General features: G+C 73.8%; 12 protein-coding genes. 9 read left to right on the top strand and 3 right to left on the bottom strand.

The window, feature by feature from the left end:
* Positions 1 to 149 precede the first annotated feature (149 nt).
* Together IE180_RS10915 and hemW are read left to right on the top strand one after the other, a co-directional pair.
* Positions 150 to 2027 carry an AMP-dependent synthetase/ligase gene (locus tag IE180_RS10915; RefSeq protein ID WP_190156617.1) on the top strand — a complete coding sequence of 626 codons (1878 nt, stop codon included), beginning with the start codon at positions 150 to 152 and terminating at the stop codon, positions 2025 to 2027.
* A 39-nt stretch (positions 2028 to 2066) separates the two neighbouring features.
* Positions 2067 to 3308: a radical SAM family heme chaperone HemW gene (hemW, locus tag IE180_RS10910; protein ID WP_190156616.1), complete on the top strand. Its 1242-nt coding sequence runs from the start codon at positions 2067 to 2069 to the stop codon at positions 3306 to 3308.
* Between the two features lie 252 nt (positions 3309 to 3560).
* Here hemW and IE180_RS10905 read toward each other — a convergent pair whose 3' ends face one another.
* Positions 3561 to 4367, bottom strand: a complete 807-nt coding sequence (locus IE180_RS10905) for a DUF3097 domain-containing protein (RefSeq protein ID WP_190156615.1) — start codon at positions 4365 to 4367, stop codon at positions 3561 to 3563.
* A 101-nt stretch (positions 4368 to 4468) separates the two neighbouring features.
* Positions 4469 to 5197 (bottom strand): MBL fold metallo-hydrolase, encoded by a 729-nt coding sequence (locus IE180_RS10900; protein WP_190156614.1) that lies wholly within the window; start codon positions 5195 to 5197, stop codon positions 4469 to 4471.
* Positions 5198 to 5344: 147 nt separating this feature from the next.
* On the opposite strand from IE180_RS10900, the gene hrcA reads away from it, so the two are divergent.
* The 4 genes from hrcA (at position 5345) to IE180_RS10880 (ending at position 9505) form a co-directional block, all read left to right on the top strand.
* Entirely contained in the window at positions 5345 to 6364 is a 1020-nt protein-coding gene (gene hrcA, locus IE180_RS10895) for a heat-inducible transcriptional repressor HrcA (RefSeq protein WP_190156613.1), read from the top strand.
* The gene (dnaJ, locus tag IE180_RS10890) at positions 6365 to 7504 is read left to right on the top strand and encodes a molecular chaperone DnaJ (protein WP_093876158.1); all 1140 of its coding nucleotides are present in this window, start codon (positions 6365 to 6367) and stop codon (positions 7502 to 7504) included.
* Between the two features lie 178 nt (positions 7505 to 7682).
* Positions 7683 to 8765, top strand: a complete 1083-nt coding sequence (locus tag IE180_RS10885) for a nitronate monooxygenase (RefSeq protein ID WP_190156612.1) — start codon at positions 7683 to 7685, stop codon at positions 8763 to 8765.
* A complete protein-coding gene (locus IE180_RS10880) occupies positions 8762 to 9505 on the top strand; it encodes a 16S rRNA (uracil(1498)-N(3))-methyltransferase (protein ID WP_190156611.1) in 744 nt (247 codons plus the stop codon). The genes IE180_RS10885 and IE180_RS10880 overlap by 4 nt, the downstream gene beginning before the upstream one ends.
* Here the strand turns inward: IE180_RS10880 and IE180_RS10875 are convergent.
* Complete coding sequence (locus tag IE180_RS10875) at positions 9502 to 9876, bottom strand: hypothetical protein (protein ID WP_229860428.1); 375 nt, start codon at positions 9874 to 9876, stop codon at positions 9502 to 9504. The two genes, IE180_RS10880 and IE180_RS10875, sit on opposite strands and share 4 nt — an antisense overlap.
* Positions 9877 to 9941: 65 nt before the next feature.
* Between IE180_RS10875 and IE180_RS10870 the strand changes: the two genes are divergently transcribed.
* The 3 genes from IE180_RS10870 (at position 9942) to IE180_RS10860 (ending at position 12830) form a co-directional block, all read left to right on the top strand.
* Positions 9942 to 11255 (top strand): ATP-binding protein, encoded by a 1314-nt coding sequence (locus tag IE180_RS10870; RefSeq protein WP_190156610.1) that lies wholly within the window; start codon positions 9942 to 9944, stop codon positions 11253 to 11255.
* The gene (locus tag IE180_RS10865) at positions 11252 to 12346 is read left to right on the top strand and encodes a tetratricopeptide repeat protein (RefSeq protein ID WP_190156609.1); all 1095 of its coding nucleotides are present in this window, start codon (positions 11252 to 11254) and stop codon (positions 12344 to 12346) included. The genes IE180_RS10870 and IE180_RS10865 overlap by 4 nt, the downstream gene beginning before the upstream one ends.
* Positions 12347 to 12470: 124 nt before the next feature.
* On the top strand, positions 12471 to 12830 hold the full coding sequence (locus IE180_RS10860; RefSeq protein ID WP_190156608.1) for a histidine triad nucleotide-binding protein: 360 nt from the start codon (positions 12471 to 12473) through the stop codon (positions 12828 to 12830).
* Position 12831 lies beyond the last annotated feature (1 nt).

The raw sequence follows: 12831 nt of genomic DNA, 5'->3' as shown, positions 1-12831 counted from the left end.
CGCGTGCGCGTGGGCCCGTTCGTTATGAAGCGACGCCCTGCAAGGCCTTACGCGCCGGTCCTCGGGCCTTTACTCTGATCCCGGCTCGAAGGTTACTCGCCAGTTAGTTACGAACCACCAGCAGGCACCGCCGCCGCCCGGAGGACGTCGTGAGCGACACACAGACCCAGATCGAGAACCGGCCGCCCTCCGTGGCGACCCTCTTCCTTGAGCGCGTCGAGCGGACCCCGGACGCGGAGGCCTACCGCTACCCGGTCCCCGCCGCCTCCGGCGCCGGCCCGGACGACTGGAAGTCGCTCAGCTGGGGACAGGCCGCCGAGCGGGTCTACGCGATCGCCGCCGGCCTCGTCGACCTCGGCGTCCAGGCCGAGGAGCGCGTCGCCCTCGCCTCCTCCACCCGGGTGGAGTGGATCCTCGCCGACCTCGGCGTGATGTGCGCGGGTGCCGCGACCACCACGGTCTATCCGCAGACCAACGCCGACGAGTCGGCGTTCATCCTCTCCGACTCCGAGTCGAGGGTCCTCATCGCCGAGGACGCGGCCCAGCTGGCCAAGGCCGTCGAGCGCCGCGCCGAGCTGCCGAACCTCCGCCACGTGGTCGTCATCGACGCCACCGGGGTGGAGAGCGACGGCGAGTTCGTCCTCTCCCTCGCGGAGCTGGAGGAACGCGGCAAGACCCATCTGGTCGAGCACCCCGAGGCGGTCAAGGAGCGGGTCGCGGCGATCACCCCCACGCAGCTCGCCACTCTCATCTACACCTCCGGCACCACCGGCCGCCCCAAGGGCGTCCGCCTCCCGCACGACAACTGGTCGTACATGGCCAGGGCCATCGCCGCCACCGGCCTGCTCACCCCGGACGACGTGTCCTACCTGTGGCTGCCGCTCGCCCACGTCTTCGGCAAGGTCCTCACCTCCGGCCAGATCGAGGTCGGCCACGTCTCCGCCGTCGACGGCCGCGTCGACAAGATCATCGAGAACCTGCCGGTCGTCCAGCCGACCTACATGGCGGCCGTGCCCCGCATCTTCGAGAAGGTCTACAACGGGGTCGCCGCCAAGGCCCGCGCGGGCGGCGGCGCCAAGTACAAGATCTTCCAGTGGGCGGTCGGCGTCGCCCGCGAGTACGCCAGGACCACCCAGGACAACTTCCGCCGCACCGGCTCCGCCTCCGCGCCCTTCGGCCTCTCCGCGAAGCACAAGGTCGCCGACGCGCTCGTCTACGCCAAGATCCGCGAGGCCTTCGGCGGCAACCTGCGCGCCTGCGTCTCCGGCTCCGCCGCCCTCGCCCCCGAGATCGGCTACTTCTTCGCCGGCGCGGGCATCCACATCCTGGAGGGGTACGGCCTCACCGAGTCCTCCGCGGCCTCCTTCGTCAACCCGGGCGAGGCCTACCGCACCGGCACCGTCGGCAAGCCGCTCCCCGGCACCGAGGTCCGCATCGCCGACGACGGCGAGATCCTGCTGCGCGGCCCCGGCATCATGGAGGGCTACCACGGCCTGCCGGAGAAGACCTCCGAGGTCCTGGAGCCCGACGGCTGGTTCCACACCGGCGACATCGGCGAGCTGTCCGCCGACGGCTACCTCCGGATCACCGACCGGAAGAAGGACCTGATCAAGACGTCCGGCGGCAAGTACATCGCGCCGGCCGAGGTCGAGGGCCAGTTCAAGGCCGTCTGCCCGTTCGTCTCGAACGTCCTCGTCCACGGCGCCGACCGGAACTTCTGCACCGCGCTCATCGCCCTCGACGAGCCCGCCCTCCTCGGCTGGGCCGCCGAGCACGACCTCGGCGGCACGTCGTACGCGGAGCTCGTCGCCGACCCGCGGACCGAGAAGCTGATCCAGGGCTACGTCGACCGCCTCAACGAGGGCCTCCAGCGCTGGCAGACGATCAAGAAGTTCCGCCTCCTGCCGCGCGACCTCGACATCGAGCACGGCGAGCTCACCCCGTCCCTGAAGCTGAAGCGGCCGGTCGTCGAGCGGGAGTACAAGGACCTCATCGAGGAGATGTACGCGGGTTCCCGCGAGGCCTGAGCGGCCGCGCAGGACCCCCACCCCGGGCAGTACGGGACAATGGGACCCATGCCTTCCGTACTGCCCGATGGTGAGTCCGTTCCCGACGACGGGGCACTGCCCCCGCACGCCCTCGAAGGGGCCGGGGAGCGGCCGCTCGGGTTCTACCTGCACGTGCCGTACTGCGCGACGCGCTGCGGCTACTGCGACTTCAACACGTACACGGCGAGCGAGCTGCGCGGTACGGGCGGCGTGCTCGCCTCCCGCGACAACTACGCCGAGCAGGTCGTCGAGGAGATCCGCCTCGCCCGCAAGGTCCTCGGCGACGACCCCCGGCCCGTGCGGACCGTGTTCGTCGGCGGCGGCACCCCGACGCTCCTCGCCGCCGCAGACCTGGTGCGGATGCTCGGCGCCGTCCGGGACGAGTTCGGGCTCGCGGACGACGCCGAGGTGACGACGGAGGCCAACCCGGACTCCGTCGACCCCGCCTACCTCGCCGAGCTGCGCGCCGGAGGCTTCAACCGGATCTCCTTCGGCATGCAGAGCGCCCGGCAGCACGTCCTGAAGGTCCTCGACCGCACCCACACCCCGGGGCGGCCCGAGGCGTGCGTCGGCGAGGCGCGGGCCGCCGGATTCGAGCACGTCAACCTCGATCTCATCTACGGCACGCCCGGCGAGTCCGACGAGGACTGGCGGGCCTCGCTGGAAGCGGCGATCGGCGCCGGACCGGACCACGTCAGCGCCTACGCGCTGATCGTCGAGGAGGGCACCCAGCTCGCCCGGCGCATCCGGCGCGGCGAGGTGCCCATGACCGACGACGACGTCCACGCCGACCGCTACCTGATCGCGGAGGACGTGCTGTCCCGGGCCGGTTTCGCGTGGTACGAGGTCTCCAACTGGGCCACCTCCGAGGCGGGCCGCTGCCTCCACAACGAGCTGTACTGGCGCGGCGCCGACTGGTGGGGCGCCGGGCCCGGCGCCCACTCGCACGTGGGCGGCGTCCGCTGGTGGAACGTGAAGCATCCCGGCGCGTACGCGGCGGCGCTCGCGGACGGGCGGTCGCCGGGGGCCGGGCGGGAGCTGCTGTCGGACGAGGACCGGCGGGTGGAGCGCGTCCTCCTGGAGCTGCGGCTGCGGGAGGGGGTCGAACTGTCGATCCTCAGGCCGGCGGGGCTGGCCGCGTCCCGGAAGGCCCTGGAGGACGGGCTCCTCGCGCCCGGGCCCTACGCGGGCGGGCGGGCCGTGCTGACGCTGCGGGGGCGGTTGCTGGCGGACGCGGTGGTGCGGGACCTGGTGGACTGAGGCGCTGCCGGGGCGGTGCCCGTCGCCGCCCCGACACGGGCTGCCGTCCCGCCGGGGCTGCCGCGCCCGGACCCGCACCCCGTTGTGCGCCGCGCGCGGGATGCGGGTCCGGGCGCGGAACGCGGAGGCGCCGCTGAAGGGCGCCGTCCCGTGTGCCCACCCGTCCCGCCCCAGCGGGACGACTGCCCACACGGCGGGCGGACGGAGGCACCGTCCGCACGGGTCGGGGGCCGTCCTGCGGGGCGCGGGGCGCTACGGTGCCGTCACGAAGTCGATCAGTTCCTCCACCCGGCCCAGCAGCTCCGGCTCCAGGTCCTTGTAGGAGTGGACGCGCTTGAGGATCGCCTGCCAGACCGCGCCCGTGTTGTCCGAGGGCCAGCCGAGGGCCCGGCAGACGCCCGTCTTCCAGTCCTGGCCGCGGGGGACCGCCGGCCAGGCCGGGATGCCCAGGGCGGACGGCTTCACCGCCTCCCAGACGTCGATGTACGGGTGGCCGACGACCAGGACGTCCGGGGAGGTCACCTGCGCGGCGATCCTCGACTCCTTCGAGCCCGGGACCAGGTGGTCCACCAGGACGCCGAGCCGGGCGTCCGGTCCCGGGGCGAACTCCGCGACGATCGCCGGCAGGTCGTCGACGCCCTCCAGGTACTCCACGACCACGCCCTCGATCCGCAGGTCGTCGCCCCAGACCCGCTCCACGAGCTCCGCGTCGTGGCGGCCCTCGACGTAGATCCGGCCCGCCCGCGCCACGCGCGCGCGTGCGCCCGGGACCGCGATCGAGCCGGAGGCCGTACGGGCGGGGCGCACCGGCCCGTCGGACGCGGGGCGGACCAGGGTCACGACCTTGCCCTCCAGGAGGAAGCCGCGCGGCTCCAGCGGGAAGACCCGGTGCTTGCCGAAGCGGTCCTCCAGGGTCACCGTGCCCGCCTCGCAGCGGATCACCGCCCCGCAGAAGCCCGTGGCGACCTCCTCGACGACCAGGTCGCGCTCCGCCGGGACCTCCGGGACGGGCGCCGGCTTCTTCCAGGGCGGCGTCAGGTCGGGGTTGTAGCTACGCATGGGCTCCGTTCCGTCCGGGGCGCGGCGACAGGGGGTCTCCTCCGTGGACGCGCGGCCGGGGCGGCGTCAGGTCCGGTGCACGGCCGCGCATTCGGGCGACGTTATGCCACGCCGAAGCGGCGTGCCAGTTCACCGCGCTGCGCCCGGACGAACGCGGCGTCCACCACGGCCCCGTGCCCCGGTACGTACGCCGCGTCCTCGCCCCCCAGGGCGAGCAGCCGGTCCAGGGCGTCCGGCCAGCGGGACGGGATCGCGTCCGGGCCCGCCTGCGGCTCCCCCGACTCCTCCACCAGGTCCCCGCAGAAGACGACCTCGCGCGAGCCCGGGACGCAGAGCGCCAGGTCGTGGCCCGTGTGGCCGGGGCCCACGTTCGCCAGGAGGACCTGGCGGCCGCCCAGGTCGAGCGTCCACTCGCCCGTGACCACGTGCCGGGGGGCCACCAGGGCGTCCGTCGCCTCCGCCGCCGCCCGCGGATCGACCCCCTGGCGCACCGCGTCCCCGTACAGCTCCTTCCGGGCCCTGGCCCCGTTCATGAGGTCGTCCGAGCCCACCGCGCCGAAGACCTCCGCCCCGGCGAAGGCCGCCGTGCCGAGGACGTGGTCGAAGTGGGGGTGGCTGAGTGCGACGTGCGTCACCTTTCGGCCTCCCGTGAGCGCGGCCACCTGCTCCCGCAGCTCGGCGCCCTCCGCGAGCGTGGACCCCGTGTCGTAGAGCAGAACCGCCCGTGTGCCCAGGACGAGCCCCACCGTGGCGTCCCAGCCGGGCAGCCGTCGCCGGCCCACCCCGTCCGCGAGCCGCTCCCATCCGTACGCTTCCCAATCCGTCTCCATGGAGCGACGCTAACCGGTGCGGGCGCCGCCTCCTTGCCAGGAGCGATGCCCGCCGCCGTACACTGGCCGGGGATCGCTGGCACTCGGACAGGGCGAGTGCCAAAAGCGGAGCAACCGGAACGACGACGCCAGCTGGAGGTGCGCACGATGCTCAGCGAACGCAGACTCGAGGTCCTGCGCGCCATCGTCCAGGACTACGTCGGGACGGAGGAGCCGGTCGGCTCCAAGGCGCTCACCGAGCGCCACAAGCTCGGCGTGTCGCCCGCCACCGTCCGCAACGACATGGCCGTGCTCGAGGAGGAGGGGTACATCGCCCAGCCCCACACGAGCGCCGGTCGCATTCCCACCGACAAGGGCTACCGCCTCTTCGTCGACCGGCTCGCCGGCGTCAAGCCGTTGTCGACGCCCGAGCGGCGGGCCATCCACAACTTCCTCGACGGAGCCGTCGACCTCGACGACGTCGTCGGGCGTACGGTACGGCTGCTGGCCCAGCTGACCCGCCAGGTCGCCGTCGTCCAGTACCCCTCGCTGACCCGCTCGACCGTCCGGCACGTGGAGCTGCTCTCGCTGGCCCCCGCCCGCCTGATGCTCGTCCTCATCACGGACACCGGCCGGGTCGAGCAGCGCGTCGTCGACTGTCCCGCGCCCTTCGGCGAGACCTCGCTCGCCGACCTGAGGGCCCGGCTCAACAGCCGGGTCGTCGGCCGCCGGTTCGCCGACGTGCCGCAGCTGGTGCAGGACCTCCCCGAGTCCTTCGAGGAGGCCGAGGACCGAGCCACGGTCACGACCGTGCTCGCGACCCTCCTCGAAACCCTCGTCGAGGAGCACGAGGAGCGGCTGATGATCGGCGGCACCGCCAATCTCGCCCGCTTCGGACACGACTTCCCCCTGATGATCAGGCCCGTCCTGGAGGCTCTGGAGGAGCAGGTCGTGCTCCTCAAGCTGCTCGGCGAGGCCAAGGAATCGGGCATGACCGTACGCATCGGGCACGAGAACGCCCACGAGGGGCTGAGCTCCACGTCCGTCGTCTCGGTCGGCTACGGTTCGGGCGGCGAGGCAGTCGCCAAACTCGGCGTGGTCGGACCGACCCGCATGGACTACCCCGGAACGATGGGAGCGGTACGCGCAGTGGCACGTTACGTCGGACAGATCCTGGCGGAGTCGTAAGTGGCCACGGACTACTACGCCGTACTCGGCGTGCGCCGCGACGCGTCCCAGGACGAGATCAAGAAGGCTTTCCGGAGGCTCGCGCGCGAGCTGCACCCGGACGTCAATCCCGATCCGAAGACGCAGGAGCGCTTCAAGGAGATCAACGCCGCCTACGAGGTCCTCTCGGACCCGCAGAAGAAGCAGGTCTACGACCTCGGCGGCGACCCGCTCTCGGCCTCCGGCGGCGGTGGCGCGGGCGGCGGCTTCGGAGCGGGCGGCTTCGGCAACTTCTCCGACATCATGGACGCCTTCTTCGGCACGGCCTCGCAGCGCGGCCCGCGCTCGCGCACCCGCCGCGGCCAGGACGCCATGATCCGCCTGGAGATCGACCTCAACGAGGCGGCCTTCGGCACCACCAAGGACATCCAGGTCGACACGGCCGTCGTCTGCACCACCTGTTCGGGCGAGGGCGCCGCGCCCGGCACCTCCGCGCAGACCTGTGACATGTGCCGCGGCCGCGGCGAGGTCTCCCAGGTCACCCGGTCCTTCCTCGGCCAGGTCATGACCTCCCGCCCCTGCCCGCAGTGCCAGGGCTTCGGCACGGTCGTCCCGACCCCGTGCCCCGAGTGCGCCGGCGACGGCCGCGTGCGGTCCCGCCGCACCCTCACGGTCAAGATCCCGGCCGGTGTCGACAACGGCACCCGCATCCAGCTCGCGGGCGAGGGCGAGGTCGGCCCCGGCGGCGGCCCCGCCGGCGACCTGTACGTCGAGATCCACGAGACCCCGCACGAGGTCTTCCAGCGGCGCGGCGACGACCTGCACTGCACGGTCACCATCCCGATGACGGCGGGCGCCCTCGGCACCAAGGTGCCGCTGCAGACCCTCGACGGCGTCGAGGAGATCGACATCCGCCCGGGCACGCAGTCCGGCCAGTCGATCCCGCTGCACGGGCGCGGCGTCACGCACCTGCGGGGCAACGGCCGGGGCGACCTGATCGTGCACGTCGAGGTGACGACCCCGAGCAAGCTCGACGCGGAGCAGGAGCGCCTCCTGCGCGAACTGGCCAAGCTGCGCGGCGAGGAACGGCCCACGGGGCAGTTCCAGCCCGGGCAGCAGGGGTTGTTCTCGCGGCTGAAGGACGCGTTCAACGGGCGGTAGGCGCCCGGCCGGGGGTCCGGGGGTCGCCCCCCGGGTCAGCCCGGGCAGCAGGGGTTGTTCTCGCGGCTGAAGGACGCGTTCAACGGGCGGTAGGCCGGTCTGTACGGAAAGGGGCGGTATCCATCCGTGGATACCGCCCCTTTCCGTACCCGTCCCGTCGGCATGACACGATGCCCATATGTCCACCACCGCACTGAACGATCTCTCTCGGTTTCCGATCGTGCAGGCCCCCATGGCGGGTGGCGCCTCCTGTCCCGAGCTCGTCGGAGCCGTCTGCGAGGCCGGGGCGCTCGGCTTCCTCGCCGCCGGGTACAAGACGGCCGGAGGCCTGTACCAGGAGATCAAGCGGGTGCGCGGGCTCACCGCGCGCCCCTTCGGGGTCAACCTCTTCATGCCGCAGGACGGGCGGCCCGCCGACCCCGCCGCCGTCGAGGTCTACCGCCACCAGCTCGCGGGCGAGGCCACCTGGTACGACACCCCGCTCGGTGAGACCGACGACTCCCGCGACGACGCCTACGACGCCAAGCTGGCCATCCTCCTGGAGGACCCGGTCCCCGTCGTCTCCTTCACCTTCGGCTGTCCCGCGAAGGAGACCTTCCACGCCTTCGACCGCGTCGGCACGTACACGATCGTCACCGTCACCTCCGCCGACGAGGCCCTCGCCGCACAGCGGGCCGGCGCCGACGCCGTCTGCGTCCAGGGCGTCGAGGCCGGCGGCCACCAGGGCACGTACCGCGACGACCCGGCCGACGAAGGCGCCCCCGGCACCGGTCTCCTCACCCTCGTCACCCAGGTCCGGGAGGCCGTCGCGCTGCCGATCGTCGCCGCCGGCGGCATCATGCGCGGCGCGCAGATCGCGGCCGTCCTCGCCGCCGGGGCCGACGCCGCCCAGCTCGGCACCGCCTTCCTCCCCTGCCCCGAGTCGGGCGCCCACCCGCTGCACAAGCAGGCCCTGACGGACCCGCTGTTCACCCGGACCGCCCTCACCCGGGCCTTCTCCGGGCGCCCGGCGCGCGGCCTCGTCAACCGCTTCATGCGCGAGCACGGGCCGTACGCCCCCGCCGCCTACCCCGAGATCCACCACCTCACCGCCCCGCTCCGCAAGGCCGCCGCCGCCGCCGGCGACGCCCAGGGCATGGCCCTGTGGGCCGGTCAGGGCCACCGCCTCGCCCGGGAGCTCCCCGCCGGGCAGCTGGTCGAGGTGCTGGCCGCCGAACTCGACACCGCCCTCTCCGCGCCGGCCCCCAGGAGCGCCTCATGACCGCACCCGTCTTCGTCGTCGACACCGTCCCCGGTGCCGGGAGTTTCCTCCTGGACGGGCCCGAGGGGCGGCACGCCGTCTCCGTGAAGCGGCTGCGCGCCGGGGAGGACCTGGTCCTCGCCGACGGGCGGGGCCGCTGGGCCGAGTGCGTGGTGGTCTCCGCCGAGGGCAGGGACGAACTCACGGTGCGGGTCGACGAGGTCCACGAGGACCCCGAGGAGGAGCCGCGCGTCACGGTCGTCCAGGCCCTCCCCAAGGGCGACCGGGGCGAACTCGCCGTCGAGACCATGACGGAGACCGGAGTGGACGCGATCGTGCCGTGGGCCGCCTCCCGCTGCATCACCCAGTGGAAGGGCGACCGGGGCCTCAAGGCGCTCGCCAAGTGGCGGTCCACCGCGCGCGAGGCCGGCAAGCAGTCGCGCCGGACCCGCTTCCCCGAGGTCGCCGACCTCATGACGACCAAGCAGGTCGCCGCCCTCCTCGCGGACGTCGACTTCGCGGCCGTCCTGCACGAGGACCGCGACCACCCCAGTGGGACGCTCGCCACCGCCGAGCTCCCGGCCAGGGGCTCGATCGTGCTGATCGTCGGTCCCGAGGGCGGGGTCTCCCCGGACGAGCTCGCCGCCTTCGAGGCCGCCGGGGCGAAGCCGTACCGCCTCGGCCGCAGCGTCCTGCGCACCTCCACGGCCGGCACGGCGGCGACGGCCCTGGTCCTGGGCCGGACGGGCCGCTGGAGCTAGTCCTCCGCGGGAGCCGTCGGGGTGGGAGCCGCCAGGGCGTCGTAGAGGGGCCAGGCGTCCTCCTCGCGGACGCCGTGGGCGGTGGGGAGGAGGCCCCGGGCCGCGGCCTCCTCCAGGAAGCGGCGTACGACACCGGGCTCGTTCAGGTTCAGGACGTCGCCTTCGGCCGAGGCCACGTCGCCCCGCCCGAAGGGGTAGCCCGCCACGATGCGGCCCGGACCGTCGCGGAAGACCAGCCGGAGCTGTGCGTGGCGGTGCTCCGCTCGGCGCAGCGAGAGCACGGTCCGGCAGTCGGGGTGCACGTGCCGGATCAGCCAGAGCCACACCGTGCCGTCCACCGTCAGCCTGCGCGGTGCGCGGTCCCGTCTCATGCGGCGCAGTGTACGGACGGAACCCGGTGGACGGCGGCCCCCCGGTGCTCCTTAGGCTGACCCGCATGGCCGACGAGTCCCCCCTCATCCGCAGTCTGCGCGCCGCCGTGGCCGCCGCCCCCGGTGACGTGCCCCTGCGCCTCCACTTCGCCGAGCTCCTCCTCGCGGAGGGGCGCCACGACGAGGCCGTCGCGGAGGCGGCCGTGGCGCTCCAGCACGCGCCGGGGGACGCCGACGCCCGCGCGCTGATGGTCCGGGCGATGGGGATGCCCCAGGCCGTCGCGCCGGCCTCCGAGAAGCCCGCCCCGGTCCCCGGGAAGCCCGTCGCGCCCGCCCCGGCTCCGGAAGAGCCCGCCCCGGTCACCGCGGAGCCCGCCGCCCCCTCCTTCGACTGGGACGCCGCCGAGCAGCAGGTCCAGGACCTCGTCGGGCCCCGGTTCCTGGACGCCCCGCAGGCCGACGGCGGCGACGGGACCGCCGGGGACGCCGCCGCCTGGGACGTCGACGCCCCCGGGGCCGTGCGCCTCGCCGACGTCGGCGGCATGGACGAGGTCAAGGAGCGCCTGGAGGCCGCCTTCCTCGCGCCCATGCGCAACCCCGAACTGCGCAGGCTGTACGGCAAGTCGCTGCGCGGCGGCCTCCTCCTCTACGGCCCGCCCGGCTGCGGCAAGACGTTCATCGCGCGGGCCGTCGCGGGCGAGCTCGGCGCGAACTTCCTCACCGTCTCGCTCTCCGACGTCCTCGACATGTGGATCGGGGCCTCCGAGAAGAACATCCACGACATCTTCGAGACCGCCCGCCGCCAGGCGCCCTGCGTCGTCTTCCTCGACGAGCTGGACGCCCTCGGCGCCAAGCGCTCGCGCACCCACCACAGCGGCCTGCGCAACGTCGTCAACCAGCTCCTCACCGAGCTCGACGGCATCGCGAGCGGCGCCGGCAACGAGGGCGTCTTCGTCCTCGCCGCCACCAACGTGCCCTGGGACGTGGACATCGCGCTGCGCCGCCCGGGCCGCCTCGACCGCACGCTGCTCGTGCTGCCGCCGGACGCCGCCGCCCGGGAGTCGATCCTCCGCTACCACCTGCGGGAGCGCCCCATCGAGGCCGTCGACCTCGGCAAGCTCGTCAGGGCCACCGAGGACTTCTCCGGCGCGGACCTCGCACACGTCTGCGAGACGGCCGCCGAGGCCGCGCTCCTCGACTCCGCCCGCACCGGCTCCGTACGCCTGATCACCACCAAGGACCTGCTCGGCGCGGCCAAGCAGATCAAGCCGTCCACGGAGCCGTGGTTCGCCGCCGCCCGGAACGTCGCCATGTTCGCCAACGAGGGCGGCCTCTACGACGACCTCCTCGCCCACCTCAAGCGGAAGCGCAAGCTGTGACCGCCTCCACCGCGCTCGCCCGCGCCGAGGCGCTCTACGAGACCGGACGGTACGCACAGGCCGGCGAACTCGTCGCCCGGCACCTCGCGAGCGAACCGGAGGATGCCGAGGCGCTCGTCCTGCTCGCCCGCTGCCACCACCGGGCCGGTGACCGGGCCGCCGCCCTCACCGCCGTCGACCAGGCGCTGCGGGCCGAACCGGAGCTGCTCGGGGGCTGGCTGATGCGGGTTCACGTCCTGCTCGCCGACCGGCGGTTCCAGGAGGCCGAGGCCACCGCCCGGCACGCCGTCGCACTCGCCCCGAACCACTGGGGCACCCACTACGCGCTCGGCACCGCCCTCGCCGAGCACGCCGAACACGCGCGCACGCCCGCGCGCACCGTCGAGGCGTACGAGGCGGCGCGGACCGCCGTCGGCCTCGCCCCCGAGGAGGACGCGGCCCACTTCCTGGTCGGCCTCACCGCCCAGCGGCGCGGCGACCACGCCACCGCGCAGCGGGCGTACGAGACGACCCTGCGGCTCAACCCGCAGAGCAGCGAGGCCCACAACAACCTCTCGCTGCTGCGGCTGCGCCGCCGCTGGTTCCGGCGCGGGGCCTGGACGCAGGCCGCCGAGGGCTTCGTCGCCTCCGCCGCGCTCGACCTCCAGGACCGCAAGGCCCGCTACAACCTGGAGGCGATGGCCTGGAACACCGCCGCCGGGGCCCGTTGGGTCGCCCTCGTCGGCTTCCTGGCCTCCGCCGTCGCCCACGCCGCGGTCCCCGAGGGCGCGGCCCTGGCGGACGCGGCCGTCCCGCTCCTGGTCGGCGGGGCCGTGGTCCTCGGCGCCTGGGCTGGGTGGGGGGTGTGGATGGCCCGCCGGGTGCCGCCCCGGCTGCGCCGGCCCCTGCTCCTCGTGGCCCGCGGCTGCCGGCCCGTGCTGTTCATGGCGGGGGCGGTCGGGCTCCTCGGCCTCTACTCGCTCCTCTCGCTCGCCCTCTGGTCCTTCGACCCGGGCGTGGTGGGCGGATTCGGCACGCCCCTGTTCTGGGGCGTGGTCGTCACGTACTGGGTGAGCCGCTCGGCGCTCAACCGCCGCGCGCCGAAGGACTGAGGCCTCCGGCCGGGGCTTTTCCGGCGGCTGTCGGAGGCGGCGGATAGCATGACCGGACAGTTGATCGTCACGGCACGGCCAGCACATGGTCAGTGGTCGGCATCAGACCGAGGAGGTCCGGGACATGGCCGGAGAGCCGCAGAGCGACTGCCTGTTCTGCAAGATCGTGGCAAAGGAGGTGCCGGCGACGATCGTGCGCGAGACGGAGACCACCGTCGCGTTCCGCGACATCAACCCGCAGGCGCCCACGCACGTCCTCGTGATCCCGCGCCTGCACCACCCCGACGCCGCGTCGCTGGCCGCCGCCGCGCCGACCGTCGCCGCCGACGTCCTGCGCGAGGCCGGTGAGGTCGCCGCGCAGGAGAAGATCGACGACAGCGGCTACCGGATCGTCCTCAACACCGGTGCCGGCGCCGGCCAGACCGTCTTCCACGCCCACGCGCACGTCCTCGGCGGCCGCGGCCTCAACTGGCCCCCCGGATAAG

This window comes from Streptomyces litmocidini, assembly GCF_014649755.1.
Classification (GTDB): Bacteria; Actinomycetota; Actinomycetes; order Streptomycetales; family Streptomycetaceae; genus Streptomyces; species Streptomyces litmocidini.
Note: the sequence above shows the minus strand (reverse complement) of the source record. Positions and strands in the feature narration are given on the sequence as shown.